Here is a 23650-nt window from a genome sequence, read left to right on the forward strand (position 1 = left end):
TTTTCAGATCACGCTCTGAGCTTTGCAGAGCAGGCACCTGTTGGGCTGGATCTCTGCCGTCGCACACCCCTTGCAGAGGTTCACCGGTGCAAATGCTTTCTCAGGGTTCATGGCTATGGCGTTGACCATCACGGTTATGCTCGGCGGCTCCGGGGCGAGGAGGCACGGCATGTCTATGAACTTCATGAGCGAGGCGAACTTCGTCGAGGTGACGCAGAACGGGAAGGCGTACATCTCTCCCGAGTTCAGCATCCTCGAGTTCGCGAGAGGTGTGAAGTCTATCTCGTAGCCCTTCACCTTCCATCCGGCCCTTCCGATCTTCTCACCTCTCGAGGCGAAGTCAAGGAAGTCGTTCACATGCAGCTCGTTCACCATGTACCTCTCGAACTGCCTCGCCATTATGGAGTGGTAGAACCGCTCGGTGAAGAGTCTGGTGAGCATGTTTGCCGTGAAGCCCTCGTCGCTCAGCAGCCTGTAGATGTACGCGGCCGATATTCCGGTGAAGAGGGTCGAGAGGTCGAAGATGCTCTTCACATGCCCACCTTCAATTGCCCTCCTGATGTTATTCTCGAGGAGGGAGTAGTGCACCCTCAGCACCTCCATGTTCATCTCGTCCCTGCAGATGCTGTAGTACTGCCACCCTATGTGGTGTCCAACGTCTCCTACATGGGTTGGCAGCACCACAATGTTGGCCGGGTGCACGCCCTCTCTGAAAGCGGAGTCTATGAAGGGAGTGAACTTCTCCGTGTACCTCCTGTAGTACTCCACCGGGTCGAAGGAGCTGAATCCGAAGCTCCTCATTATGTTGACCTGCGTTTCTACGGGCTGGAGAAGCATCTCCTTCATCGCCCTCTTTTCAGCGCTTACCGCCCTGTTTATGTCTCCCGTCTCCTTGAAGATCCTGAGAAACGTGTCCCCAAAGACGTAGGAGGTGAGCAGACCCCATGATTTTGCTGCGAGGATCGTCTTCGCGTGCTCCCTGTCTATCCCCGCCCACTCCACAACCTTGGCGAGGACGCTGAGGGTTGAGCCGGGAATTGCTGCGAAGTCCTTGGCAGATGTGACTCCGTAGAATCCGTTTGCAAGTCTCATCGCCTCAAGCGAGATTATTTCGTCGTTCTCATCTACGGTTTTTGCAAGAATCTCGACGCTCTCTTTAAATGAGCTGTCAAGCTCCATGAGTCTCTGAAATGCGACGGGAGTCTGCATCCACTCGAGGAACGCGCTTTCAAAAGGCTGGATCGTTGGAGTTAGGGATGTGAGGGTGTCGTAGTGGATCAGCAGCGAGCTCCTGTAAAGCTGGAAGGCCTCATCGCTCTGCCCTTCCAATGCCTTCATCTCTCTGACTGCATTGACAAAGCCCTCCGCATGGCTGAACTCGAACCTGTCGAACCTGTGCCGCTCTATTGCTTTAACGGCCTCCCTCTGAAGCCTCAGGGCACTCTCGGCAACCTCCTCAATCATGGCCACCACCCAGAAGCTCGTGTATTCTCATCCCCATACCCTCCTTGATCTCCTCCACGATGTATGCGCTCTGGAAGGCGATCTCAGCCCTCTCTATTGGGCCGTAGAGCAGAAAGTCGCTGAAGAGCTGGGCGGCGCTGTCAACGCTGCTCACGAGCACCTGTGTGTCGAGCTCCTCCTTCAGGTAGTCAGCCATGTAGTAGCTGACGTTTGCCGGGCCACAGCCGGCTGGGTAGGGATAAGTGGACTTCACGAGGAGCAGGGTTTCGATGACCTCGCCGAGGCTCTTTATGTCTGTTGGCACCACGTCTATGAGCATGTTCTCTATTCCGAGCTTTTTGGCCCTCGATATCAGGCCCTCCTTCCTTCCGTCTCCAGACAGGAGGAGTATCCTTCTGCTTGGGGATGTGTAGGAAGGGTCGTAGTCGAATATGACCGCGCTTCTCACCTTCGCCTCCTTTATCAGCTCGAGCTCGTCCTTGGTGTTTATCGGGTTGATGGAGTTGTAGATGACCCTGTCAACCAGCCCAACCTCCATGGCATACCTCAACCCGGCAGTCCTCGCCTCAACATACCCGTCGAGGATGAAGGGTCTGTCAGAAACGTCGGCCACGAACTCGAGGTACTTCACAATTGCTTCTCCAGTCTCGGCGACAACATCCAGTATTCCGTCTATCCCGTAGTGATCCGAGAGCTCCTCCTGCCTCTTTACGAGCTCCTCAGCCCTTTCCCTGTCGAATATGCCCCTGTTGTGGTCCTCAACAATCCTGTGGCGTGAGTAGAATATGCTGCCGATGAGAACTGTTCTGCTGAAATCGAGACCGAGCATGGAAAAAGCGGAAAATTAAAATTATTAATACGTTTCGTTTTTTCCATGGAGATCGAAGGCGTGGCAGTGGACATTGACGGCACGATTACCGATAAAAAGAGGAGCCTGAACTGCAGGGCCGTAGAGGCTCTGAGAAGGCTGAAAGTTCCCGTGGTGCTCGCAACCGGAAACATGCCGTGCTTCGCGAGGACGGCTGCGAAGCTCATAGGCGTCTCGGACACGGTCATATGCGAGAACGGTGGGGTTGTGAGGTTCGAGTATGACGGGGATGATGTGGTGCTTGGGGACAAGGAGAAGTGCTACAGGGCACTGGAGGTGATCAGGAGCAGGTATGAGGTTGAGCTCTTAGATGATGCCTTCAGGAAGTCCGAAATCTGCCTTCGAAGAACGTTTCCGAGGGAAGAGGCGGAGAGGATGGTGGAGGGCATGGGCGTCAGGATCCTCGACTCCGGATTCGCCTACCACATCGTTGATGCAGAGGTCAGCAAGGGTAAGGCGCTGAGGTATGTGGCAGACCACCTCGGCTTGGATGTGGGGAAGTTCGTTGCGATCGGCGATTCCCACAACGACATAGACATGCTCGAGGTTGCAGGGATAGGTGTTGCCGTGGCGAATGCAGATGTGGAGCTAAAGAGGGTAGCGGACATAGTCACGTCGAAGCCCAATGGGGATGGGGTTGTTGAGGCCCTCGAGTTTCTGGGGCTGATATGAGCAGAACGTTTTTCTTCAGAGCCTCCAAAACTCTTCAGCCGATGATGAAATTTGAACATTCTGAAGGGTGATGAGCCTCCACGGCTCTGAGGCTCACTCCCTCTTGAAGAAGAACCTCCAGATCTTGTCGTTCAGGTGGTGTATGTTCTCAACAGCCTTTCCCCTGTCTCCAACCATGTCCTCGCCGCTTGTGAGAGCGATTCCAACTGCGAGGGGCGTCAGCTTCTTCTCAACGACAACGTAGCAGAAATCGCCTTCCTGAATGCTGCTGTCAGCCTCTACAATCCCGGGCCTCATGATGTCCGCTCCGTTCATCACGAACTTCACCGCTCCCTCGTCCACGACCACCATTCCCCTCTCCGGCCTGAACTTCATTATGCCGTAGACCGTGAAGTAGTGCCTGCCGTCATGCTCAAGCAGCACCGGCTCCTCATTCAGCAGGAGCACGACCCTGCCGGCAACCTCCACTCTCTCGAGTTCTCCCTCGATCTTTACCCCGGTTCTCTCCTCAACCTCCTTCAGCACCCTCTTGGTCTCCTTCTTCCTGAGCTTCTGCCTCTTCATGGCACCATCCGATATTTTTTTATACACACGAACCAATGGGGAATAAAAAGTTCACGGAGGATTAAAAATGGCAAGGCCTCTTGATGTGCTGAACAAGTCGCTGAACACGTCTGTGCTGGTAAGGCTTAAGGGTGGAAGGGAGTTCAGGGGGATACTGGACGGTTACGACATTCACATGAACCTCGTGCTGATCAATGCTGAGGAGATTCAGGACGGTGAGGTAATCAAGAAGCTCGGGAGTGTGGTTATTAGGGGAGATACCGTCGTTTTCGTTTCTCCATCGCAGTGAGGTGGTGCAATGTCTGACGGAACGGCTGCAATGGGTAAGAGGGGCAGGAAGATCGTTCACATAAAGTGCAGAAGGTGTGGACGGGTCTCGTTCCACAGGAGGAAGGGCTACTGCGCTGCATGCGGATTTGGCAGGAGCAAGAGGATTAGGAGCTACAACTGGGTCAGGAAGAAGAAGGACAGGTACTGAGATTGAGATGTGTGGTGTTGTTGGGGTATTCTGCAGGGATGAGAACCTAACCTCCCGCCTCGCCTTCTTTTCCCTCTATTCTCTCCAGCATCGCGGTCAGGAGTCTGCTGGCATTGCCGTTTTTGGTGACTACATCCACATCCACAAGGGGATGGGGCTTGTAAGCGAGGTGTTTGACGAGAAGAAGCTCAATGAGATGAGGGGAAACATAGCTGTGGGCCACGTCAGGTACTCGACCACCGGGGAGAGCAGGATAGAGAACGCCCAGCCCCTTCTGGTGAAGACGAAAAGTGGCGCGCTTGCAATAGCCCACAACGGAAACCTCGTCAACTACCAGTCGCTCAGGGAGGAGCTCGAGAATGGAGGAGCGGTGTTCATCACAGACTCTGACACTGAGGTCATTGCAAAGCTGATATCCAAGCAGCTGCTCAACGGCGACGTCGTCTCCGCTCTCAAGTCTGTTTCCCAGATGCTCAGCGGCAGCTACACCCTCGTAATGGCAATAAACGACACGCTGATTGGGTACCGCGACCCTCTCGGCTTCAAGCCCCTCATCGTCGGAGAGGGGGATTTTGGCTACGTAATCGCCAGCGAGAGCTGTGCGATTGATGCTGTTGGTGCGAGGGTTCTCAGGGACGTTGAGCCAGGAGAAGCTGTGGTTATCAGGGAGGGGGAGATGGAGTTCGTTAGAGTTGAGCGATCTGACAGGAAAGCGCTGTGCGTTTTCGAGTACATCTACTTCGCCCGTCCCGACTCGATAATTGACGGGATAAGCGTTTATGATGTCAGGCAGAAGATAGGCAGGATACTCGCGAGGGAGAGCCCAGTTGAGGCGGACATGGTGTCTCCAGTCCCGGACAGCGGGACGACATCTGCCATAGGTTTTTCCAAGGAGTCGGGCATAGAGTACCTCGAGGCCCTCATAAAGAACAGGTACGTTGGTAGGACTTTCATTCTCCCAAACCAGAGTGTCAGAGAGCTCTCAGTGAAGATCAAGATGAACGCGGTCAAGAGCAACGTTGATGGGAAGAGGGTGGTGCTGATTGACGACAGCATAGTCAGGGGGACGACCAGCAGGAAGATTGTTGACATGGTGAGAAACGCTGGAGCGAAAGAGGTGCACTTCAGGGTCGGGAGCCCGCCGATAATCTCCCCATGCTACTTCGGCATAGACATGTCCACGAGAGAGGAGCTCATAGCCTCAAGCAAGAGCGTGGAGGAGATAAGGGAGGAGATAAACGCGGACAGCCTCGCATACCTGAGCCTTGACGGGCTCGTCGAGGCGGTGGGAATGAAAAAAGAGGATCTCTGCCTTGCATGCCTCACCGCAGACTACCCCGTGGATGTCAGCGAGGCTGCTGGTTGCAGGAGGTGCTGATCACAGCCTCAGAATTTCTGGGACACTTTTCTCATATGGAGGGTAGATTATCCCGTACTCGGTCACTATGGCCGTCACGTTCTCGAGGGGGGTGGCGTCGAATGCCGGATTGAAGACCTTCACGTCCCTCGGTGCTATCAGGCTGTTTCTACACTTTATGTGACAGTACACGAGCTCCTCCCTGCTCCTCTCCTCTATTGTCACGTCCTTCGCCTCCTTACCCCAGTCAAATGTCGTCTTCGGGGCAGCCACGTAGAACGGAATCCCGTGAGCCTTTGCGAGCACGGAGAGGGTGTAGGTTCCGATTTTGTTGAACACCGCATCTCTAACAATCCTGTCCGCCCCGACTATCACCTTGTCCACCATGCCCCTCTGCATAACCATCCCTGCCATGCTGTCGGTGATTAGGGTGACGTCAATGCCGTCCTGCATGAGCTCCCATGTTGTAAGCCTCGATCCCTGATTCAGAGGCCTCGTCTCACAGGCGATAACCCTGATGTTTTTCCCCTGCTTAACAGCGCTCCTTATCACACCTAGCGCGGTACCCCAGTCAACCGTCGCGAGCCTGCCAGTGTTGCAGATCGTCATGACGACGTCTCCATCCTCAAGCAATTCCGCACCAATCTCGCCCATCTTCATGTTCCTCTCGACGTCCTCATCCGCAATCCTGTTTGCCTCCCTGACCGCTATCTCCCTTATCTCCTCAATGCTCTCTCCTTCGAGGGCCTTTTTCAGAACCCTCTCTATGCCGACGAAGAGGTTCACCGCGGTGGGCCTTGTTGATGCGAGGTATTCTGCCCTTTTCCTGATGTGCTCCTTCAGCTCGTCAGTGCTGGAGAAACTCCTCTCGTGAACGGCAAGGGCTACACCGTAACCGCCCGCGGCCTCTAAAGCTGGAGCTCCCCTGACGGATAGCCTCTTTATAGCCTCTCCAAGCTCCTCAACGGTTTTGCAGGTGAGAATCTCGAAGCTGTCCGGGAGCTTGGTCTGGTCTATCATCTTTACCGCGTTCTCCTCCCAGAATATCGTTCTCATGTCTGGTGTGCGGGTTTTGCGGGTATATTACGTTTGCTGACCTTGGTGGGGCAGCGGTGTTTCTTGTTAATACTCGGCAATACATTCAGTTATTTAACGTTGTTAATTATTTTCAACATATAATTTAAATGAAAAATAGTGAAGATATTCCGCCTGATTTAAATTTTCGGTTTTTCATCAGCCTTATTTCCTGTATCAACATTTCAAAACCTTTAAATATTTTGAAAACCAAGTATTAATTGGAGGTGAATGCATATGAATGAGGTAATGATCGTTGTGTTGGTCGGCGTGCTCGGAGGAATTGCTAACCTGCTACTGTCATACGTCAAGAAGTGGGAGCTCCTTGGGGTCTTCACACTTGCACTGCTGTTCCCAATAATCGGAGTGCTGCTCGTAGACGCGCTGTACGGCAACATGGGCTGGTTCGGTGCAATAGTGATGTTCGCTTCAATGATCGGCATCGTTGGACTGACAGCGATCTCAGTGGTCGCAGTGGCGGTACAGACCATCACTTCGACAACCGAGAAGGAAGAGACAACTTCTTAAACTTTTTTAATTTTGTTTTTTGGTGATATGCATGAAGCATTTGTTTAGAGCGCTATTCGTTCTTGTTAACATTCTTATCATCTTTGTTGCTGTTATTCTCGCCCTCCGCGCCATGGGAGAGGAGGTTTATCCCGGACTTGCTGACAAGCTGCTCGGCGTGGAGGGGATGTACGGGATAAGTGGTGAGCAGAAGGAGCTGGCAAAAAAGCCAGTGCACGCGGAGGGAAGGGAGTACTGCAGCAACTGCCATGCTGAGATCTACGAGAAGAGCAATCAGGGGAAGCACAACTTCGACTGCCAAACTTGCCACGGGCCTGCCGGAGATCACCCTGCAGCGAAGATGAAGGTTGACGACTCAAGGGAGTTCTGCCTTGGCTGTCACAAGCCAACGATCGGCAGGGATCCCAACACGATAAGGATACTGTACGACTGGGAGGAGCACGGGAAGGGAAGGCTGTGTGTCGCCTGCCACGACCCGCACCACCCGTGGTTTATCTGAGGTGATCGCATGAAGAGGAGAGAGTTCATCAAGAGAGTTGTTGCGGGTTCAGCAGTCATATTTTTCATGAAACCTGCCAAGAGTGAGGACGTTTTTGTTTATGTTGTTGATTCGGAGAAGTGCATAGGCTGCGGTAGCTGTGTTAGGGCCTGCAGGGCTGAGAACCACGTCCCGGAGGAAAAGTACAGGACGTGGGTCGAGAGGTATGTCGTGACGTCTGATGGTGAGCTCGAAAACGTCTTCGTCGAGTCACCGCATGGCGGTGAGTTCGGGTTTGAAGAGCTCGACATAGACAAGGACAAGATTCTGAGGGCATACTTCGTCCCGAAGCTCTGCATGCACTGTGACAAGCCTCCGTGCGTCAAGGTCTGTCCGGTAAACGCGACCTGGATAACCGAGGAGGGCGTGGTGCTGATCGACAAGAGCCACTGCATAGGGTGTAAGTACTGCATTCAGGCCTGCCCCTATGGAGCGAGGTACTTCAACCACCACGAAAGGGTTGTGGACAAGTGCACGTGGTGCTACCACAGGATCATGAGGGGGATGAAGCCCGCTTGCGTGACGGTGTGTCCAACAGGAGCGAGAATATTCGGAAAGATCTCCGACGAGCACATCCAGAAAGTTCTGAGGGAGAGGAACGTCAGGATACTGAAGCCCGAGCTCAACACGAGGCCCAAGGTGTTTTATGAAAACATCGGATGGGAGGTGTGGTAAGTGAGCACCACTGTAGTTGAGGGATTCGTTTACCCCAACCACGAGGTCTTCTGGGGAATTCTCATAGTTGTCTATCCGTACATTGTCAGCATCATCACGGGGATGGTCACGGTATATGCCATAGCTGAGTTCTGGAGGAAGGAGCTGAAGGATCTTGAAAAGCTTGTTGTGATGTCGAGTTTGCCCTTCGTTCTCTCTGCTCTCCTGCCTCTGCTCCTCGACCTCGGTCAGCCACAGAGGGCATTCGAGATCTATGTGACTCCAAACTACAGCTCCGTCATGGCAGTTTTCGGTATAGTCTATCTCACAGAGCTATTCACTTTGCTCGGGGAAATGTGGTTCCTTTTTAGGGTGGATATAGTCAAGAGAGCGATGAGTGAGGAGAATCCGGTAATTAGACTGCTCTTCAAGATCCTTACGTTAGGCGTTTACGACATCAGCGACGAGGCAAGGAGGGTCGACAAGAAGGTGATAAAGATCTTGACTGGGGTTGAGCTCATTGCGGCGTGGTGTCTGAGCTACGTCTCGTTCCTCTTCGGTGTTGTGAAGTCCAACCCGTGGTGGAACACCACGATTCTGCCGGTGAGCTTTGTCTTCGGTGGACTTGCTGCTGGAGGTGCGATGGTTCTCTTGCTATACCTCGTCTTCACGAGAGTCTACGGGGTGGAGAGGAAGCCCGAGGTCATCTCGACCGTGGCCAACTACGTCTTCTACTTCATGCTCGCGGCCTTTGCTCTGGAAACGATAAACACAATACTCTACGCATACAAGGAGGACATAGCCTGGGCGGTCATCAAGCTCGCGTCAACTCAGCTCGCCATTCCACTCGCGATTCAGGTGATCGGCTCCCTCGAGGCCCTCCTGTTCCTCAAGTATGTCTGCTACAAGTGTAACGTTGGCAAGATAAACACGGCGTTCATAGCCATAGCCTCGATTACCATACTCGTCGTCGTCTTCGCGATGAGATGGAACATGGTCATAGGCGCGCAGCTGATAGACTACAGCCTGAGAGGCTTCGTCTCCTACACTCCACCGCTGTGGGGAAGGGAGGGACTGTTCGCAGCACTTGCAGTACTGATGGCACCACTGGCCATGCTGCCAATCGTAGCATACTTATTCCCACCGTACGAAAAGAAGTTCAGGGCTGAGTTATGAAATGGGTATGTCCGTTCTGTCAGACGGAAAACGACACGAAGGAGTATAAGTGCGAGGTGTGTGGAAAGGAGTTCAAGAAGTCAGGAGACCGGCTGGTGGAGGTCAAGAAGAGACCTCCGGAGTACCTGATCTCCCTTTTTTTGATAGGGGTCTTCATCCTCGGAAACGTGGTTTTGATAGCAATCGAATACGCCAGTGATCCTGAGCTGTGCACAACCTGTCACCAGATGGAGTACTACTTCCACAGCTGGGAGGAGTCGACCCACAGGGGGGTGAAGTGCTACCTCTGTCACTACGGCAGCAATCCTGTGGACTTTTTGAAAGGGGCGTATCATTCTCTCTCGGTTCTGACGGCAAAGCAGCCGCCGTATGTGAACCTGCCCGCCAACATCTCTTCGGAGAACTGCCTTCACTGCCACAAGGACATAACCGAGATCGGTGCGCTCAGGTACAAGAACCTGTCCTTCAGCCACAACAAGCACCTTGACGGCTACAAGAGAGGGTTCCTCAAGCTCGAGTGCGTGAGCTGCCACAGGGAGATCGTCATCGGGAGCCACATAGCCGTGAAGGACACCACCTGCTTCGTCTGCCACTTCTACAAGACTCCCGAGGGCATACCCATCACGGGGTGCCCGTCGTGCCACAAGAATCCGGCGGACAAGGTGTACTTCAAGGACGTTGTCTTCTACCACTCGCTCCACCTCAAGAGGGACATCAAGTGCGAGTTCTGCCACAAGAACATCATAAGGTTCTACGGCAACATGAGCCTGAACTGCAAGAAATGCCATATAAGGGATGTGACCAACGTCTCGATACCGGATCTGCAGATGCACTCAATCCATGTCAACGGCTTCAAGATAGACTGCGTCTCATGTCACGAAAAGCCGGAGCACAAGCCCGTGGTGGATGAGAAGAAGTGCAACCTATGTCACATCGGTCTCTTCCCCACCGGAAGCTGAGTCCACCACCCTCTTCAGGTAGTCCTCGCCGGTGATCTCCACCACCGTCAGGCCGGTCTTGAGCGATCTGGCCTCAACTTCACTCATTTTTTCCATAAACGCCTCGTCGCTGATTATCATGCTGTTCCCGTGCGGATCCTCGAGGACTATCGTGAGCCTCTCCTTTCCATCTCTGGCGAGTCTGAGCTTCTCGAGTATGAAGTTGCACCTCTCGACAGCATCCGCATCGTCGGAGTTCCACCTCTTGGCCATCTCAACAACGTCCTCGAACCTCATCAGCACTCCCTCGACGTTGGTTATGAACCCCTGACTCGCCGGCCCGGGCTCCATCGCGAGTCCGAGCTCCGGGATTCTTATTGTGCCGGAGGTTGACCTCACTACCTTGGAGAACAGCGTCTTCTTGTTGACCTCGATCGTAAACCTGACCGGATCCTTTATCTCGGCGACAAAAGAGTCTGAATGCTTAAATCCGCACCGGCAGCTTATTGAGGTTATCAGCAGCTTTCCAAAATATGGTGTGTCGTAGGTTGCGGTTACAACGTTAAGCTCCTCTCCGCAAACCGGGCAGGGTATCATCTCCTAGTTCCTCTGATCTTGTTCCTGTCGATCTTTATCCCCATGGGGGTTATGATCACGTAGTCCTCACCAAGCCCCACGATGTCGCCGTGAACATCCTCTGCGAGCTGCCTGAGATCCTTGAGAACTCTGTCGAGCGTGAGCTTGTCGTGCTTCAGAAACGCCACGTCGGCTATGACTATGTTACCATCGTAAACCTGCCTCCTGACCTCGGGGATCTCGTTGAGGCTCGTGATCTCTGCCACCTTGATGTACGTTTCGCTGTCTCCCTCAAGCTCGGCTTCGAACTCGCTGAGATCGAGTTCCTCGTATTCGTCCACGTTAACTCTTTCCTGCTTGCCGAAGAGCTTCTCCATAATTCCCATGACACTCACCTGAATGAATTTGGGGAGAATTAGTATTTAAGCTTTCACATCGCACTCTGAGAAATTTTCATGGGTCCGCCCGGATTCGAACCGGGGATCACTGCCTCGTAAGGGCAGCGTCATAACCACTAGACCACGGACCCGGCTTTGAAGGGCTATAACTATGGGGTGACCTGCAGAATAAGAATTTTATGATATGAAGTCCAAGTAGGTCATGGTGATGAATTATGCTGAGCTCACGAATAGAGAATCTCGGAATAGGCATAAAGAAGGTCTATCCCGAGGACTGTCAGCTCTGCATCTCAGGGTACACCGGAAAGAGGTGCAGGTACCTCAAGAAGATCGGCAGGGAGTTCTACTGCGTTAAGGACGCGGTAAAGGACTTTGACAACAGATTGATCTTTTAATTTTTCCCGTAAACCTTTATATTCTCCCGTCCAACTCTTCTCATGATCGTTCACCCCATTGACTACAGGTACGGCACCGACGAGATGAAGAGGATCTGGAGCGAGGAGAGCAGGATAAAGAGGATGATCTGGGTTGAGGTCGTTCTTCTCAGGGTTCTCTCGGAAATGGGTTACCTCAGCAGGGAGGAGTACGAGGCTGTGAGAAAGAACGCAAGGAGCATATCCCCCGAGAGGGTCAGGGAGATTGAGGCAGAGATCAGGCACGACGTCATGAGCCTCGTCAAGGCTGTGGCAGAAGTGGCCGGAAGTGCTGGCAGGTGGGTGCACTTCGGCGCCACCTCGAACGACATAATCGACACTGCGGTGGCGACGCAGCTCAGGGACAGCGTCAAGATCCTCGAATCAAAGCTGCTCAGGCTGATCGAGGTTCTGGCCGACATGGCCGTGAGGCACAGGAGCACGATCTGCCTCGGCAGAACTCACGGTCAGGCCGCGCTCCCCATCACTTACGGGTTCAGGTTTGCCGTGTGGCTGTCGGAGGTTATGAGGCACCTTGAGAGGCTTGAGGGGATGAAGAGGCGACTTCTGGTTGGGCAGATGAGCGGTGCTGTCGGGACTCAGGCGTCATTCGGAAAGGAGGGCCTCGAGATAGAGAGGAGGGTGATGAGGTACCTGAACCTGACACCCGCAGAGATCAGCGCCCAGATAATTCCGAGGGACGTGTACTGCGAGTATGTAGAGTTCCTCGCCAACCTGTCCACCACGCTCGAGAAAATCGCCCTGAACGTGAGGCTGTGGCAGAGGAGCGAGACGCAGGAGGTCTTCGAGAGGTTTGACGTGAGCAAGCAGGTCGGAAGCTCGACCATGCCGCACAAGAGGAACCCCATAGACAGCGAGCAGATCTGCGGGCTCGCGAGGGTCATCAGGGGCTTTGTTGAGCCCCAGCACCAGTCGGCAATCCTGTGGGAGGAGAGGGATCTGACCAACTCATCTGCAGAGAGGATAATCCTCGTAGAGGCGACGGTTCTTGCTGACCACATACTGACCAAGACCATAAGGCTGATGAGAAACCTCGAAATTGACGCAGAAAAGGCGAGGGAGAATCTGGAGAGGCAGCTTGGGATAAACATGAGCGAGGCGCTGATGATCGCGCTGACGAAGAGGGGCGTGTCGAGGCAGGAGGCTCACGAGATGCTGAGGAGATGCGCCATGAAAGCTTATGAGCAGAGAAGACCTCTGAAGGACGTGGTTCTCGAAGACGAGCAGATCCTGAAGTATCTCAGGCCCGATGAGGTGGAGGAGCTTCTGAAGCCTGAGAACTACCTCGGAACCGCCCTCGAGAGGATTGATGCGGTGGTTGAGAGGGCGAGGAAGCTGCTGGAATCGAGGCGGTGATCACAGCAGGTAATCTGCAACAGCTCTCAGAGCATCTTCCCCAATTTTTCCCGGGCTTGTGGGAAAGCTCTTTTCAGGTCTTGCAAGCTCGAGCACCTCGAGGGCCGGGACTTTCCACGGGTCGCTGACGTATCCTGCAACCTCGACCGCCCTTGAGTACCTCTCTCCGTCAACCACGAACACCCTGCCGGGAGTAACTGCCACAACCACGTCAACGCTGAGCGATCTGCAGCTCGGGGCTGAGACGTTGCTCGACGACTCTACAACGCTCACCTCATGCCTCCTCGCCACCCTTCCAACCCAGAAGTCGCAGTGTGCTCTCGCTCTGGACATGATCTCCTCGAACTCCTCGTAGCCAACCTCCCTGACCTCGTCAACTCCACTGAAATCACCCCACTCCTTGCTGAGAAAATCCGGGAACCTGTTCCAGCCCCTCTCAACCTCGTAGAGCACGATCTTCCCGCTTCTCTCGGTAACCCTAACCGCCACGATCTGGGTGTTGAGGGACACCATCGCCATCCCACTCCAGCCAACCTTCTCCGGATCTACAGGCGACATTACGACGCATACCGGGTTAACCTCCTCGAGCCTCTCTGAAATTCCCACGCTCTCCGCAACCTTCAGAACGTCCCCGCTGACGGGAAATCCGACCCTCACGCTCTCCTTCAGGGCGTCGTAGTCACGCCACACGTTGAAGGCCGAGACGGGCTTCAGGTACTCCGCATCAACCCCCTCACCTGAGAGGTACCTGAGCAGTGCTGTGGCGAACGTGGTCTTTCCCGAGTCGTGCTGCTGGAGGCCCACTATGAGAACAGATGCTCCCATCACTTGGTCTGCCACCTCTCTGGTTTTATTCCTTTCTCGCCTCCGCGCTTTTATTCAGATCCGCCACCACAAAGTTCATAAATCCTGATTGAGCTCCATCTCTGGGGGCCCGTGGCTCAGCCTGGATAGAGCGACGGCCTTCTAAGCCGTAGATCCCGGGTTCGAATCCCGGCGGGTCCGCTTGATTAATTTTTCATCCGGGCGAGCAAAAAATCGCTACTTTTTCTCCCCTGAATCGCGGAAACTTTTAGAAAGCTATTTATAGTGATTATAGATGTTAAAATCCACTATGGAGATGCTCGACGTTTTCCTCGCTGTCGGCATTCTCATAACTGTCTCAATTCTCATGACGATGTACAGGGTTTTCAGGGGGCCCACAACCCTCGACAGGCTGATGGCGACAAGTGTAATAGGCACAAAGGTTGTGGTGCTTCTTGTTGTCATCGGCTACCTGTTCGAAAGGCCGATCTTCATTGACATCCCTCTGACCTACGCGATGCTGAACTTTGTTGGAACGCTGATTGTTGCGAAATACATAGAAAGGGGAGAGCTATGGAAGCCCTACACGTAGTCTCGGCTTTGCTGATGTTCTCCGGCGTGTTCTTCATGATAGCCGGAGCCCTCGGCATCATTCGATTCCCAGACTTCTACACAAGGCTGCATGCGGCAGGCAAGTGCGACACGCTCGGAGAGGTGCTCATAATTCTGGGCTTCATGGTGTACGAGGGGTTCTCCTTCCTCTCGGTCAAGCTGCTCTTCCTGTCCTTCTTCATACTGCTCGCCAATCCTGTGGGCACTCACGCGCTGATCAAGGCCGCGTATCTGACCGGGGTCAAGATGTGGAAGAAGGAGGAGTCCCGATGAGCGAGAACCTTGACAGGAGAATATCGCTGGTGCTGACGTTCGTGGTGATGTTCGGGTTCTGGGTTCTGCTGTCAGCCTGGGCCATCTCTCCCGACGCTCCGGGACACTTCAACGCCATCCACATCTCACAGGGTCTTGCTGCAGCTTTGCTCACCACCTACCTTTCAAGGAACGTGATATTTGACCTCAGCAGGAAGTGGCACGTGAAGTTCGCGAGAGCAATACCCTACATAGCCTGGGAGCTCTGGCAGATAGTCCTCGCCAATCTGGACGTTGCGTGGAGGGCCATACACCCGAAAATGCCTCTCGATCCGGTTGTCGTGGAGTTTGAAACCCCGCTTAGGGGTGACCTTGCTCTGACGTTCATGGCTAACTCCATAACCCTGACTCCGGGAACGATAACCATCCTTGTTGAGCCGGAGAAGGGGAAGTTTGTGGTTCACGCCATAGACAGGAAACTAGCCGAGCCGCTTATTGTTGATCAGACGATGCAGAACAAGATAGCTCACGTCTTTATGGAGGGTCAGCATGATAGTTCCGCTTGATATCGCCCTGATAATCTTCCTGATAGTGTCTGCGGTTTCAGCTTTAATAGTAAGGGATCTGCTCGCATCCATCGCCATCCTCGGCACGTACACGTTCGTCATGGCGTGCATCTACGTTCAGATGAACTCAGTGGATGTGGGATTCACGGAGGCTGCGATAGGTGCTGGAGCCTCAACTGCGCTGATGGTAGCGAGCCTCACAAGGCTCAGGAGGTTCGACACGAGCAGGATAAACGCCTCGAAGGCCGTTGTCGGGGCAATGGCGGTTTTCATGCTCGCAGGTTTATTCATTTACGTCGTCGAGGACATGCCCCCCTTTGGAGATCCGGAATCTCCTCCCAACAAGTGGATCGAGCTATTCAGCCTCGAGGACCGCGGGCTTTCAGCCAAACTCGAGAGCGGCGTTCTGCCGAAAGAGATCAAGAGCAGGATAGAGTCTCTGGGTTACACGACATCCAACAACTGGCCGCCCCTTGAGGACGGCACCTACAGGGTGGTGTGGAACGAAGAGGAGCACGGCTGGGAGGTGCTGATTGAGAAGAACGAGAAGTTCTTCCCCAATCTGGAGAAGCTCTACTTCATTGAGCCGTCAAACGGTGAGCTGAAGGTCTACAGGTACTCAATACCGGTCAGGTGGGAGGAGAAGTGCGAGGAGGAGATGAACACGCCCAACATGGTCACCGCCGGTCTTGCGGATTACAGAGGCTACGATACTCTCGGAGAGACGGTCGTCATCTTCACAGCTGCTGTTAGCGTTGCAGCACTACTGAGGAGGGGATACCTTGAGTGATGACATAAACGTGGTTATCAAGACGACCATACGAACCATGCTCCCGTTCATCCAGCTTTACGGCTTTTACGTGATGACCGGCACGGAGGGTGCGGGAGGCGGATTTCAGGGCGGTGTTATTCTTGCCGCTTCCTTCATACTCTATGCCATAACCTTCGGGGCAGAGAAAGGCAGGGAGAAGGCTCCGGAGAGCTGGAACACGGCCTTTAAGAGCTTCGGCCTCTACATCTACGCTGGAGTCGGCATGCTGACCATAATTTACAGTCTCGGCTTTGCGGAGTTCCTGAACTACTCGGCAACGTTCCTCAGTCTGTTCGTGCCCCACACTGTTGCGAGGGGAATCCTGATCGCGGACGTGATTGAGGTGGGTATAGGGATGACCGTGGCTGCGAGCTTCACCTCGCTGTTCTTCGACCTCGTGTGGAAGGGTGATGAGGATGGACGTGATTGAGCTGTTCCTCGAGCGCTACAACTACTGGAGCTTTGTCGTGCTCATGCTGATTGGCCTGTACGGGGCGATAGTCTACAACAACCTCGTCAAGAAGATAATTGGGCTGAGCATATTCCAGACAGCCATATTCCTGCTCTTTATATCAATGGCCGACGTTGGGAGAGATATAGAGAACACGCTCGGGCTTAAAAGCGGAACAGCGCCGATAGTGTGGGAGAAGGGAATAGAGCACGGCTACATGTACGTCAATCCAGTCCCCCACGTCCTCGTGCTGACGGGCATAGTCGTTTCAGCAGCAACGCTCGCTTTAGCCCTTGCCCTGATGATACGCATCTATAGGGAGTTCGGGACGCTTGACGAAGAAGAGCTGAGGGAGATGGTAGAATGATCGAGCACCTGCCGGTGGTAATTGTCGCGATATCGCTCCTCTCATCCTTCACGATCCTGATATCAGGTATATTCAGCAGGAGGGCGGGATACTATATATCCCTCGCAACCATAATCGTCCAGCTCATCTTTTCCGCAATCCTGCTGGACTACCTCCTCAAAAACGGGCTGATAAGGTACTGGCTGGGTGGCTGGAGACCTCCCTGGGGCATAGAGTATGTGATCGACGAGCTCGGGGCCTACATGCTGTCAGTGGTGCTCGTGTTCAGCCTCCTCGCGACCATCTACGCAAGGAGGGTTGTTGAGAGGGAGGTCGAGGAGAGCAAGTGGCCTTACTTCTACACCCTCTGGCAGCTTATGATCTCTGGAATGGTCGGCGTCTCCGTTACCGGAGACCTCTTCAACCTCTTCGTCTTCCTCGAGATTGCCTCGCTTGCGGGATATGCTCTGATCGCCATGGCCGGTAGGAAGGCTTTCGTCGCATCGTACAACTACCTTATCCTCGGAACTGTGGGAATCTCTTTCTACCTGCTCGGCACGGCATTTCTCTATGCTGAGACCGGCACCCTGAACATGCTCGATGCGAGAATCCTGCTATCCCTCGTTTACGAGAACAGGGTCGTGCAGGCCTCCTTTGTGTTCTACTTCATAGGCCTTGCTATAAAGATGGCCCTTTTCCCATTCCACACGTGGCAGCCCGACGCGTACGAGCACTCTCCGTCAGCGGTCACCGTGCTGATCTCGACCGCAATGGCCAAGATAAACGCCTACGCCCTGATAAGGGTTGTCTTCTCCGTCTTCACGGTCAGCTTCCTCGAGAAGTTCGTTCAGGTGTGGACTCTCATAGCCTGGATTGCTGCCGTGGCGATAATTCTCGGTTCAGTTTTCGCCATAATGCAGAAGAGTCTGAAGAGGATGCTCGCCTACTCTTCCATCTCCCACGTCGGTTACATTGTTCTGGCCATAACGTTCCTCCACACGAAGTGGGGGCTGAGCGCTGCCGTCGTGCACCTCCTCAACCACTCCATAATGAAGGCGACGCTCTTCATGGTCGCTTGCGGTTTCATCTACAAGTTCGGGTTCAGGGAGATAGACGACCTCGCCGGAATTGGAAGGAAAATGCCCTTCTCGGCAGCAGCGTTTACCATAGCAGCCATATCGATGATCGGCATCCCTCCGACGGTTGGCTTCGTGACGAAGCTCTACATAATCCTCGCCTCCCTCGAAACCGGGCAGATCGCCTACATCTTTGTCATGGTGGCGAGCTCCCTCCTAAGCTTGGTTTACTTCTGGAGGGTCATCGAGACGATGTACATGAAGGGCGACCATCACCACGAGCAGGAGAGGGACGAGCTTCCGGCTGAGATGCTCTTACCTGCCCTGTTCCTCGCGTTCCTCACCATAGCTTTCGGACTGTTCTGGCTCAGCGGTGCAGGAATGCCGATGCTCGACTCAATTGCGAAAACCTTAGGGGTGGTGCCATGAACGCCGAGACGCTCGTGCTGATTGCCCTGCTGTCTCCCGGCATTGCCTCGCTCCTGATACTGCTCACCGGCAGGTACCCGAACCTGAGAGAGAGTGTCACAATCATCGCCTCCATTGTTAGCTTCTTCGCCATTGTTCCGCTGTCAAAGGAAGTAATGAAAGCTCCGGTCGAGGTTACGCTCTTCCACATAGCCCCCGGGCTTGACTTCGCCTTCAGGGTTGATGCGTTCGGAATGATATTCGCCATCACGTCATCTTCCTTGTGGATTCTGGTCTCCATCTACTCCATAGGCTACATGCGCGCCTTAAACGAGCACGCACAGACGAGATTCTACTTCAGCTTCGCCGTCGCAATATTCTCCGCCTTCGGCATAGCATTCTCCAAGAACCTGCTCACGTTCTACGTCTTCTACGAGCTCCTCACAATCTGCACATACCCGCTTGTTGCCCATGAAGAGACGTCCGAGGCGATATCCGGCGGAAGGAGGTACCTCGCCTACCTCCTGCCGTCTGGAGCGGCCCTGCTTGTTGCGCTGGCAATAACCTACTGGCTCACAGGCACCACGGATTTCCAGGCGGGAGGCTTCCTCAACGGGCCAGCGGAGGTCTTGAGGATTCTCTTCATCATCTACCTGCTCGGTTTCGTGAAGGCCGCCTACATGCCCCTGCACTCCTGGCTTCCCACAGCCATGGTCGCTCCAACTCCTGTCTCCGCTTTACTGCATGCTGTCGCGGTTGTTAAGGCCGGAGTGTTCGGGGTGATAAGGGTCATCTACTACGTCTACGGCCCCGACCTCGCCTCATCTCTCAACCTCGGCGCAATCCTCGCGGTCGTAGCGGGATTCACCATGATCGTGGCGAACATCCTCGCAATAGGGGAGGACAACCTGAAGAGGAGGATAGCTTACTCCACAATAAACCAGCTCTCGTTCATTCTCGTCGGAGCGGCGATGCTGAACCCCTTGGCCTTTGCCGGAGCGATAATGCACATTCCGTTCCACGGCTACATGAAGATCACCCTCTTCCTCTGCGCCGGGGCGATAGCGGTGATCTCCGGAAAGGACAGGGTGAGTCAGCTTGACGGGCTTGGGAGAGCTATGCCGGTAACCTTTGCCGCATTCTCAATCGGAGCCTTCGGAATGAGCGGTTTGCCTCCAGTTGCGGGGTTCATAAGCAAGTGGTTCATAGCCCTCGGCACGATAGATGCAAACAACCTGATCGCCCTCGCTGCAATACTTGCCGCCTCGCTCCTCGACGTGGTTTATTTCTTCCCGATAATCAAGAACGCCTTCTTTAGGGAGCCCGATGGTCAGTACGACGAGAGGGGAAGACTCTACCACCTGTACATGGTGGTGCCCCTCGCCATCACCGCATTGTTCTCGGTAATCCTGTTCCTGAACCCCGACATTCTGAACGTTTTCGAGCTGGCGAGGGTTGCGGTTAACAACGTCTGGGGTGGTGGAATATGATCGAACTCAGCGCAGAGAGGTGGATGAAGTACCTCTACGCAGTTGCGGGAATACTGATACTGTCGGACATTGCCTACTACTTTATAGCACATCCTAAGCACCACTTTTCCTGGGAGGTTCCGGCTTTCAGCGCAGTCTATGGCTTTGTGATGTGCGTTCTGCTCGTCGTTGTGTCAAAGTCCATTGGCAAGCTCATAATGAAGGACGAGGACTACTACGAGAGAATAGGGAAGGTGAGGTAAAATGGCTTGGATTCACCCCGGCATCGTCATAATCCTCGGAGCCCTCCTGATTCCATTCGTAAAGTCGAGGAGGGTCGAGCAGATACTATTCCTGCTGCTCCCTCTCACCTCCCTCGCGATACTCCTGCTGACATCCCTTGGCTACTTCGGTTCGATCCCGTTCACAACTCTGAAGATCCACTTCCTCGACTACGAGCTCGTCCTCGCGAGGGTTGACAAGCTCGCAATGGTCTTTGCCTACGTCTTCTCCCTCGCGGCAATCGCTATGAACGTCTATGCTTTACATGCAGACAGGCTCGAGCACTTCTCGGCGATGATGTACGTTGGCAGCGCTCTCGGAGCGGTTTTTGCGGGTGATGTCTTCACCCTCTACGTCTTCTGGGAGATGATGGCCATCGCGTCCCTCTTCCTGATCTGGTTCAGGAGGACCAAGAAGGCCGAGAATGCGGGGTTCAGATATGCGCTCTGGCACCTGTTCGGCGGTCTGTGCCTGCTCGCAGGCATAGTGCTCTACGTCCTCCAGACTGGAAGTACGGAGTTCACGCTTTTCAGCCCATCAACCGGCCTCGCCTACTACCTCATACTGCTCGGCTTCATAATAAACGCAGCAGTCCCGCCGCTGCACGCATGGCTGCCTGACGCTTACCCTGAAGCTACTGTCACCGGGGCCGTTTACCTTACAGCATTCACCACGAAGACCGCCGTTTACACCCTCGCGAGGGGATTTGCTGGGGAAGAGATTCTGATGTGGCTCGGCGCGATAATGGCGATGTACGGAGTTATCTTCGCCGTTCTGGAGAACGATGGAAGGAGATTGCTGTCGTACCACATCATCTCTCAGGTAGGGTACATGGTTGCGGGGGTTGGAATAGGCACCGCCATGGCGATTAACGGAGCGACCTCGCACGCGTTCACCCACATCCTGTACAAGGCCCTGCTCTTCATGGGAATGGGTGCGGTCATCCACGTCACCGGCAGGAGCAAGTTCACAGAGCTCGGAGGGATTTACAGGTACATGCCGATAACCTTCTGGCTGTACATGGTCGGAGCCTTCTCCATTTCAGCCTTCCCGCTCTTCAGCGGGTTTGTGAGCAAGAACATGACCGTGTACGCCTCAGCTGAAGCTCATCTGCCCTTGGTGTGGCTGCTGCTCGAGGGTGCGAGCGTCGGAACGTTCCTGCACACGGGTTTGAAGCTGCCCTGGAACGTGTGGTTCTCAAAGGAGCCGGAGATCGAGGCGAGGGAGCCGCCGAAGAACATGCTCGCTGGGATGGCGATACTCGCATTGCTGAACATCTTCTTCGGAATCTACCCCGGATACGAGATCCTCTACTCCCTCCTGCCGTATCCTGTCGAGTACCACCCGTACGCTCCGGCCAAGGTAATCGCCATGAGCCAGCTGCTGCTCTTCACATTCTTTGCATTCTGGCTCATGAGGGACAAGCTCAGGGGAGAGGCGAAGATCGTCCTCGACACGGACTGGCTGCCCAGAATTCTGGGCAACTACTTCATCTACTACAGCATCAGGTTCACGGAGTTCTCAAAGGAGCTGGACAGGAGGTTCCTTGAAGCAGCGTCGAGGTTCAAGGCCATCGCGGGCATGAGGCTCAAGGAGCTCAGCGCTGGCTATGGCGTGCTCATAGTCTGCCTGGTCTTCGCCGTCTACCTGCTCCTCTTCATAGCCACCTGACCTCCCAAATTTTTCGGGTATTTTTTGGGGCGCATGAAAAACTATTTAAATTCATACCCGAATGATGGGTCAATGCGAAAGTGCAGCAGAATAGCAGAACTCTGCAACCTCTTTTTGCTTGTAGTAGTACACTGAATCTTCTGATTAGTGGTGGGTGGTTTTATGAGAGGTGCTGATGCCATTGTCAAGGCTCTGGAGAAGGAAGGTGTGAAGCATATCTTCGGTATACCGGGAGGAGCAATAATCGAGGTTTACGACGCCCTCTTCGACTCTGAGATAAGGCACATACTCACGAGACACGAGCAGGCAGCCGTGCATGCTGCAGACGGCTACGCGAGAGCGACAGGAAGGACGGGTGTTGCGTTTGCCACGTCTGGCCCGGGAGCGACCAACACTGTCACCGGAATAGCCACAGCTTACATGGACTCCTCGCCCATAGTCGTTATGACCGGGCAGGTTGCGAGAAGCCTGATCGGAAACGATGCGTTTCAGGAGGCGGACATAACCGGCATAACCATGCCGATAACCAAGCACAACTACCTCGTCACTGACGAGAACGATCTCCTCAGGATAGTCAAGGAGGCATTCCACATCGCCTCCACGGGCAGGCCTGGGCCAGTGCTGATTGACCTTCCTAAGGACGTCACCGTTGCCGAGGTCGAGTTTGACTATCCCGACAAGATAGAGCTTCCCGGCTACAAGCCGAAGTACGCCGGGCATCCGAGGCAGATAAAGAAGGCCGCGGAATTGATAACGAAAGCTGAAAGGCCTGTGATTCTGGCCGGAGGAGGGGTTGTGCTCTCAAACGCCAGTGAAGAGCTGACAAAGCTGGCCGAGACGATTCCCGCTTACGTCGCCACAAGCCTGATGGGCAAGGGCGCCATACCGGAAACCCATCCCCTGAGCCTCGGCTTTGTCGGGATGCACGGCTCCAAGTACGCAAACTACGCGGTTCAGGAAGCGGATGTGCTGATAGCGGTTGGAATCAGGTTCTCGGACAGGACGACCGGCAGGGTCTCCGACTTCGCCCCCAACGCGAAGATAATCCACATCGACATAGACCCTGCCGAGATTGGAAAGAATGTCGACGTCGATGTGCCGATTGTCGGTGACGCGAAGCTCGTTCTGAGGGAGCTGATAAAGCACATAACCTACAGAAAGAGGAAGGAATGGGAGGAAAAGGTGGAGGGCTGGAGGAAGGCCTACCCGCTGAGGTACAGGCAGGACGAGAAGATCAAGCCCCAGTACGTCATAGAGAAGATATGGGAGCTCGCTCCGGATGCCATAATAACCACGGAAGTTGGGCAGAACCAGATGTGGGCCGCCCAGTACTTCAAGGTCAATAGGCCTAGGCAGTTCATAACCTCCGGTGGTCTTGGAACGATGGGCTTTGGCTTCCCAGCTGCGATGGGTGCCAAGACGGCGTTCCCTGACAAGCAGGTCGTCGACATTGCCGGAGACGGTAGCTTCCTGATGAACATTCAGGAGCTTGCAACCTGCGTTGACTACGGCATAAACGTGAAGGTCGTGATCCTCAACAACATGTTCCTCGGAATGGTCAGACAGTGGCAGGAGCTGTTCTACGACGAGCGCTACTCAGCAACATGCCTCAGGTGCAAGGAGATGAGCTTCGAGAAGATCGCCGAGGGATTTGGAGCTGTTGGCATGACGGTCGAAAAGCCGTCTGAGGTCGAGGATGCGCTGAAGGAGGCGTTCGAGATAGACGCGCCGGTGGTGATAGACTTCAGGGTTGACAGGCTCGAGAACGTCTACCCGATGGTGCCAGCCGGAGCAGCGCTGCACGAGGTTATTGACGAGGAGGTGTGA

The 23650-nt window shown here is 54.2% G+C and carries 29 protein-coding genes and 2 tRNA genes; 23 read left to right on the forward strand and 8 right to left on the reverse strand.

Annotated features, from left to right (window positions below; all coding sequences use genetic code 11):
• Window positions 1–3 precede the first annotated feature (3 nt).
• On the reverse strand, window positions 4–1464 hold the full coding sequence (locus GAH_RS06150; RefSeq protein WP_048095378.1) for a DUF2193 family protein: 1461 nt from the start codon (window positions 1462–1464) through the stop codon (window positions 4–6).
• Window positions 1457–2293: a tetrahydromethanopterin S-methyltransferase subunit H family protein gene (locus tag GAH_RS06155; RefSeq protein ID WP_048095380.1), complete on the reverse strand. Its 837-nt coding sequence runs from the start codon at window positions 2291–2293 to the stop codon at window positions 1457–1459. Before GAH_RS06155 ends, GAH_RS06150 begins: the two co-directional genes overlap by 8 nt.
• A 45-nt stretch (window positions 2294–2338) precedes the next feature.
• On the opposite strand from GAH_RS06155, the gene GAH_RS06160 reads away from it, so the two are divergent.
• Window positions 2339–3004, forward strand: a complete 666-nt coding sequence (locus GAH_RS06160; protein WP_048095382.1) for a phosphoglycolate phosphatase — start codon at window positions 2339–2341, stop codon at window positions 3002–3004.
• A 93-nt stretch (window positions 3005–3097) separates the two neighbouring features.
• Here GAH_RS06160 and GAH_RS06165 read toward each other — a convergent pair whose 3' ends face one another.
• Window positions 3098–3568 carry a DUF1947 domain-containing protein gene (locus GAH_RS06165; RefSeq protein WP_048095384.1) on the reverse strand — a complete coding sequence of 157 codons (471 nt, stop codon included), beginning with the start codon at window positions 3566–3568 and terminating at the stop codon, window positions 3098–3100.
• Between the two features lie 67 nt (window positions 3569–3635).
• Between GAH_RS06165 and GAH_RS06170 the strand changes: the two genes are divergently transcribed.
• The 3 genes from GAH_RS06170 to purF are packed head-to-tail and all read left to right on the forward strand — an operon-like array spanning window position 3636 to window position 5424.
• Window positions 3636–3857 (forward strand): LSm family protein, encoded by a 222-nt coding sequence (locus tag GAH_RS06170; RefSeq protein ID WP_048095386.1) that lies wholly within the window; start codon window positions 3636–3638, stop codon window positions 3855–3857.
• 9 nt (window positions 3858–3866) lie between these two features.
• Complete coding sequence (locus GAH_RS06175; RefSeq protein WP_048095388.1) at window positions 3867–4046, forward strand: 50S ribosomal protein L37e; 180 nt, start codon at window positions 3867–3869, stop codon at window positions 4044–4046.
• 7 nt (window positions 4047–4053) lie between these two features.
• Complete coding sequence (purF, locus tag GAH_RS06180) at window positions 4054–5424, forward strand: amidophosphoribosyltransferase (protein ID WP_048095389.1); 1371 nt, start codon at window positions 4054–4056, stop codon at window positions 5422–5424.
• Here purF and GAH_RS06185 read toward each other — a convergent pair whose 3' ends face one another.
• Window positions 5425–6459, reverse strand: a complete 1035-nt coding sequence (locus tag GAH_RS06185) for an S-methyl-5-thioribose-1-phosphate isomerase (protein ID WP_048095391.1) — start codon at window positions 6457–6459, stop codon at window positions 5425–5427.
• 255 nt (window positions 6460–6714) lie between these two features.
• On the opposite strand from GAH_RS06185, the gene GAH_RS06190 reads away from it, so the two are divergent.
• From GAH_RS06190 to GAH_RS06210, 5 genes are read left to right on the forward strand one after another with little or no spacing between them, the layout of a single operon-like run.
• A complete protein-coding gene (locus tag GAH_RS06190) occupies window positions 6715–7005 on the forward strand; it encodes a hypothetical protein (protein WP_048095393.1) in 291 nt (96 codons plus the stop codon).
• A gap of 31 nt (window positions 7006–7036) precedes the next feature.
• Window positions 7037–7504 (forward strand): cytochrome c3 family protein, encoded by a 468-nt coding sequence (locus tag GAH_RS10360; RefSeq protein ID WP_052747787.1) that lies wholly within the window; start codon window positions 7037–7039, stop codon window positions 7502–7504.
• Window positions 7505–7513: 9 nt separating this feature from the next.
• Complete coding sequence (locus GAH_RS06200) at window positions 7514–8218, forward strand: 4Fe-4S dicluster domain-containing protein (RefSeq protein WP_048095395.1); 705 nt, start codon at window positions 7514–7516, stop codon at window positions 8216–8218.
• On the forward strand, window positions 8219–9373 hold the full coding sequence (gene nrfD, locus GAH_RS06205) for an NrfD/PsrC family molybdoenzyme membrane anchor subunit (protein ID WP_048095396.1): 1155 nt from the start codon (window positions 8219–8221) through the stop codon (window positions 9371–9373). It abuts the gene before it with no gap.
• Window positions 9370–10332 (forward strand): NapC/NirT family cytochrome c, encoded by a 963-nt coding sequence (locus GAH_RS06210; protein ID WP_048095398.1) that lies wholly within the window; start codon window positions 9370–9372, stop codon window positions 10330–10332. Before nrfD ends, GAH_RS06210 begins: the two co-directional genes overlap by 4 nt.
• Here the strand turns inward: GAH_RS06210 and GAH_RS06215 are convergent.
• The 3 genes from GAH_RS06215 to GAH_RS06225 form a co-directional block, all read right to left on the reverse strand.
• Complete coding sequence (locus GAH_RS06215; protein WP_048095399.1) at window positions 10297–10908, reverse strand: ZPR1 zinc finger domain-containing protein; 612 nt, start codon at window positions 10906–10908, stop codon at window positions 10297–10299. The two genes, GAH_RS06210 and GAH_RS06215, sit on opposite strands and share 36 nt — an antisense overlap.
• Window positions 10905–11273 (reverse strand): cell division protein SepF, encoded by a 369-nt coding sequence (locus tag GAH_RS06220; protein ID WP_084632315.1) that lies wholly within the window; start codon window positions 11271–11273, stop codon window positions 10905–10907. Before GAH_RS06220 ends, GAH_RS06215 begins: the two co-directional genes overlap by 4 nt.
• 70 nt (window positions 11274–11343) lie before the next feature.
• Window positions 11344–11416 (reverse strand) — tRNA-Val (locus GAH_RS06225).
• Window positions 11417–11500: 84 nt separating this feature from the next.
• On the opposite strand from GAH_RS06225, the gene GAH_RS06230 reads away from it, so the two are divergent.
• Window positions 11501–11680, forward strand: a complete 180-nt coding sequence (locus GAH_RS06230; RefSeq protein WP_048095401.1) for a hypothetical protein — start codon at window positions 11501–11503, stop codon at window positions 11678–11680.
• A 42-nt stretch (window positions 11681–11722) separates the two neighbouring features.
• A complete protein-coding gene (purB, locus tag GAH_RS06235; RefSeq protein WP_048095402.1) occupies window positions 11723–13075 on the forward strand; it encodes an adenylosuccinate lyase in 1353 nt (450 codons plus the stop codon).
• On the opposite strand, the gene GAH_RS10365 is transcribed toward purB, so the two are convergent.
• Window positions 13076–13900 carry an AAA family ATPase gene (locus GAH_RS10365; RefSeq protein WP_052747788.1) on the reverse strand — a complete coding sequence of 275 codons (825 nt, stop codon included), beginning with the start codon at window positions 13898–13900 and terminating at the stop codon, window positions 13076–13078. It abuts the gene before it with no gap.
• A gap of 105 nt (window positions 13901–14005) precedes the next feature.
• Between GAH_RS10365 and GAH_RS06245 the strand changes: the two genes are divergently transcribed.
• The 12 genes from GAH_RS06245 to GAH_RS06300 all read left to right on the forward strand — a co-directional run bounded on the left by GAH_RS06245 (window position 14006) and on the right by GAH_RS06300 (window position 23650).
• A tRNA-Arg gene (locus tag GAH_RS06245) sits at window positions 14006–14080 on the forward strand.
• A 109-nt stretch (window positions 14081–14189) separates the two neighbouring features.
• Window positions 14190–14471: a monovalent cation/H+ antiporter complex subunit F gene (locus GAH_RS06250; RefSeq protein WP_048095403.1), complete on the forward strand. Its 282-nt coding sequence runs from the start codon at window positions 14190–14192 to the stop codon at window positions 14469–14471.
• Window positions 14453–14764, forward strand: coding sequence for a monovalent cation/H(+) antiporter subunit G (gene mnhG / locus GAH_RS06255; protein WP_048095405.1), 312 nt, complete (start codon window positions 14453–14455; stop codon window positions 14762–14764). Before GAH_RS06250 ends, mnhG begins: the two co-directional genes overlap by 19 nt.
• A complete protein-coding gene (locus tag GAH_RS06260; RefSeq protein ID WP_052747789.1) occupies window positions 14761–15309 on the forward strand; it encodes a Na+/H+ antiporter subunit E in 549 nt (182 codons plus the stop codon). The genes mnhG and GAH_RS06260 overlap by 4 nt, the downstream gene beginning before the upstream one ends.
• Entirely contained in the window at window positions 15293–16099 is an 807-nt protein-coding gene (gene mbhE / locus GAH_RS10370; RefSeq protein WP_052747790.1) for a hydrogen gas-evolving membrane-bound hydrogenase subunit E, read from the forward strand. Before GAH_RS06260 ends, mbhE begins: the two co-directional genes overlap by 17 nt.
• Window positions 16092–16550 carry an MnhB domain-containing protein gene (locus GAH_RS06270; RefSeq protein WP_048095407.1) on the forward strand — a complete coding sequence of 153 codons (459 nt, stop codon included), beginning with the start codon at window positions 16092–16094 and terminating at the stop codon, window positions 16548–16550. Before mbhE ends, GAH_RS06270 begins: the two co-directional genes overlap by 8 nt.
• Entirely contained in the window at window positions 16537–16938 is a 402-nt protein-coding gene (locus GAH_RS06275) for a sodium:proton antiporter (protein WP_048093523.1), read from the forward strand. The genes GAH_RS06270 and GAH_RS06275 overlap by 14 nt, the downstream gene beginning before the upstream one ends.
• On the forward strand, window positions 16935–18422 hold the full coding sequence (locus tag GAH_RS06280) for a monovalent cation/H+ antiporter subunit D family protein (RefSeq protein WP_052747792.1): 1488 nt from the start codon (window positions 16935–16937) through the stop codon (window positions 18420–18422). The genes GAH_RS06275 and GAH_RS06280 overlap by 4 nt, the downstream gene beginning before the upstream one ends.
• On the forward strand, window positions 18419–19891 hold the full coding sequence (locus GAH_RS06285; RefSeq protein ID WP_048095409.1) for a monovalent cation/H+ antiporter subunit D family protein: 1473 nt from the start codon (window positions 18419–18421) through the stop codon (window positions 19889–19891). Before GAH_RS06280 ends, GAH_RS06285 begins: the two co-directional genes overlap by 4 nt.
• Window positions 19888–20133 carry a hypothetical protein gene (locus GAH_RS06290; RefSeq protein WP_048095411.1) on the forward strand — a complete coding sequence of 82 codons (246 nt, stop codon included), beginning with the start codon at window positions 19888–19890 and terminating at the stop codon, window positions 20131–20133. The genes GAH_RS06285 and GAH_RS06290 overlap by 4 nt, the downstream gene beginning before the upstream one ends.
• A 1-nt stretch (window position 20134) precedes the next feature.
• Entirely contained in the window at window positions 20135–21823 is a 1689-nt protein-coding gene (locus GAH_RS06295) for a Na(+)/H(+) antiporter subunit D (RefSeq protein WP_048095413.1), read from the forward strand.
• Between the two features lie 162 nt (window positions 21824–21985).
• Window positions 21986–23650, forward strand: coding sequence for an acetolactate synthase large subunit (locus GAH_RS06300; protein ID WP_048095415.1), 1665 nt, complete (start codon window positions 21986–21988; stop codon window positions 23648–23650).

The sequence above is a fragment of the Geoglobus ahangari genome, from assembly GCF_001006045.1.
Lineage (GTDB): Archaea > Halobacteriota > Archaeoglobi > Archaeoglobales > Archaeoglobaceae > Geoglobus > Geoglobus ahangari.

Bases quoted from the DNA above. Each gene is read 5' to 3' on its own strand.
- GAH_RS06150 (WP_048095378.1), bottom strand. From the start codon at position 1,464: ATGATTGAGGAGGTTGCCGAGAGTGCCCTGAGGCTTCAGAGGGAGGCC.
- GAH_RS06155 (WP_048095380.1), bottom strand. From the start codon at position 2,293: ATGCTCGGTCTCGATTTCAGCAGAACAGTTCTCATCGGCAGCATATTC.
- GAH_RS06160 (WP_048095382.1), top strand. From the start codon at position 2,339: ATGGAGATCGAAGGCGTGGCAGTGGACATTGACGGCACGATTACCGAT.
- GAH_RS06165 (WP_048095384.1), bottom strand. From the start codon at position 3,568: ATGAAGAGGCAGAAGCTCAGGAAGAAGGAGACCAAGAGGGTGCTGAAG.
- GAH_RS06170 (WP_048095386.1), top strand. From the start codon at position 3,636: ATGGCAAGGCCTCTTGATGTGCTGAACAAGTCGCTGAACACGTCTGTG.
- GAH_RS06175 (WP_048095388.1), top strand. From the start codon at position 3,867: ATGTCTGACGGAACGGCTGCAATGGGTAAGAGGGGCAGGAAGATCGTT.
- purF (WP_048095389.1), top strand. From the start codon at position 4,054: ATGTGTGGTGTTGTTGGGGTATTCTGCAGGGATGAGAACCTAACCTCC.
- GAH_RS06185 (WP_048095391.1), bottom strand. From the start codon at position 6,459: ATGAGAACGATATTCTGGGAGGAGAACGCGGTAAAGATGATAGACCAG.
- GAH_RS06190 (WP_048095393.1), top strand. From the start codon at position 6,715: ATGAATGAGGTAATGATCGTTGTGTTGGTCGGCGTGCTCGGAGGAATT.
- GAH_RS10360 (WP_052747787.1), top strand. From the start codon at position 7,037: ATGAAGCATTTGTTTAGAGCGCTATTCGTTCTTGTTAACATTCTTATC.
- GAH_RS06200 (WP_048095395.1), top strand. From the start codon at position 7,514: ATGAAGAGGAGAGAGTTCATCAAGAGAGTTGTTGCGGGTTCAGCAGTC.
- GAH_RS06210 (WP_048095398.1), top strand. From the start codon at position 9,370: ATGAAATGGGTATGTCCGTTCTGTCAGACGGAAAACGACACGAAGGAG.
- GAH_RS06215 (WP_048095399.1), bottom strand. From the start codon at position 10,908: ATGATACCCTGCCCGGTTTGCGGAGAGGAGCTTAACGTTGTAACCGCA.
- GAH_RS06220 (WP_084632315.1), bottom strand. From the start codon at position 11,273: ATGGGAATTATGGAGAAGCTCTTCGGCAAGCAGGAAAGAGTTAACGTG.
- GAH_RS06230 (WP_048095401.1), top strand. From the start codon at position 11,501: ATGCTGAGCTCACGAATAGAGAATCTCGGAATAGGCATAAAGAAGGTC.
- purB (WP_048095402.1), top strand. From the start codon at position 11,723: ATGATCGTTCACCCCATTGACTACAGGTACGGCACCGACGAGATGAAG.
- GAH_RS10365 (WP_052747788.1), bottom strand. From the start codon at position 13,900: ATGGGAGCATCTGTTCTCATAGTGGGCCTCCAGCAGCACGACTCGGGA.
- GAH_RS06250 (WP_048095403.1), top strand. From the start codon at position 14,190: ATGGAGATGCTCGACGTTTTCCTCGCTGTCGGCATTCTCATAACTGTC.
- mnhG (WP_048095405.1), top strand. From the start codon at position 14,453: ATGGAAGCCCTACACGTAGTCTCGGCTTTGCTGATGTTCTCCGGCGTG.
- GAH_RS06260 (WP_052747789.1), top strand. From the start codon at position 14,761: ATGAGCGAGAACCTTGACAGGAGAATATCGCTGGTGCTGACGTTCGTG.
- mbhE (WP_052747790.1), top strand. From the start codon at position 15,293: ATGATAGTTCCGCTTGATATCGCCCTGATAATCTTCCTGATAGTGTCT.
- GAH_RS06275 (WP_048093523.1), top strand. From the start codon at position 16,537: ATGGACGTGATTGAGCTGTTCCTCGAGCGCTACAACTACTGGAGCTTT.
- GAH_RS06280 (WP_052747792.1), top strand. From the start codon at position 16,935: ATGATCGAGCACCTGCCGGTGGTAATTGTCGCGATATCGCTCCTCTCA.
- GAH_RS06285 (WP_048095409.1), top strand. From the start codon at position 18,419: ATGAACGCCGAGACGCTCGTGCTGATTGCCCTGCTGTCTCCCGGCATT.
- GAH_RS06290 (WP_048095411.1), top strand. From the start codon at position 19,888: ATGATCGAACTCAGCGCAGAGAGGTGGATGAAGTACCTCTACGCAGTT.
- GAH_RS06295 (WP_048095413.1), top strand. From the start codon at position 20,135: ATGGCTTGGATTCACCCCGGCATCGTCATAATCCTCGGAGCCCTCCTG.
- GAH_RS06300 (WP_048095415.1), top strand. From the start codon at position 21,986: ATGAGAGGTGCTGATGCCATTGTCAAGGCTCTGGAGAAGGAAGGTGTG.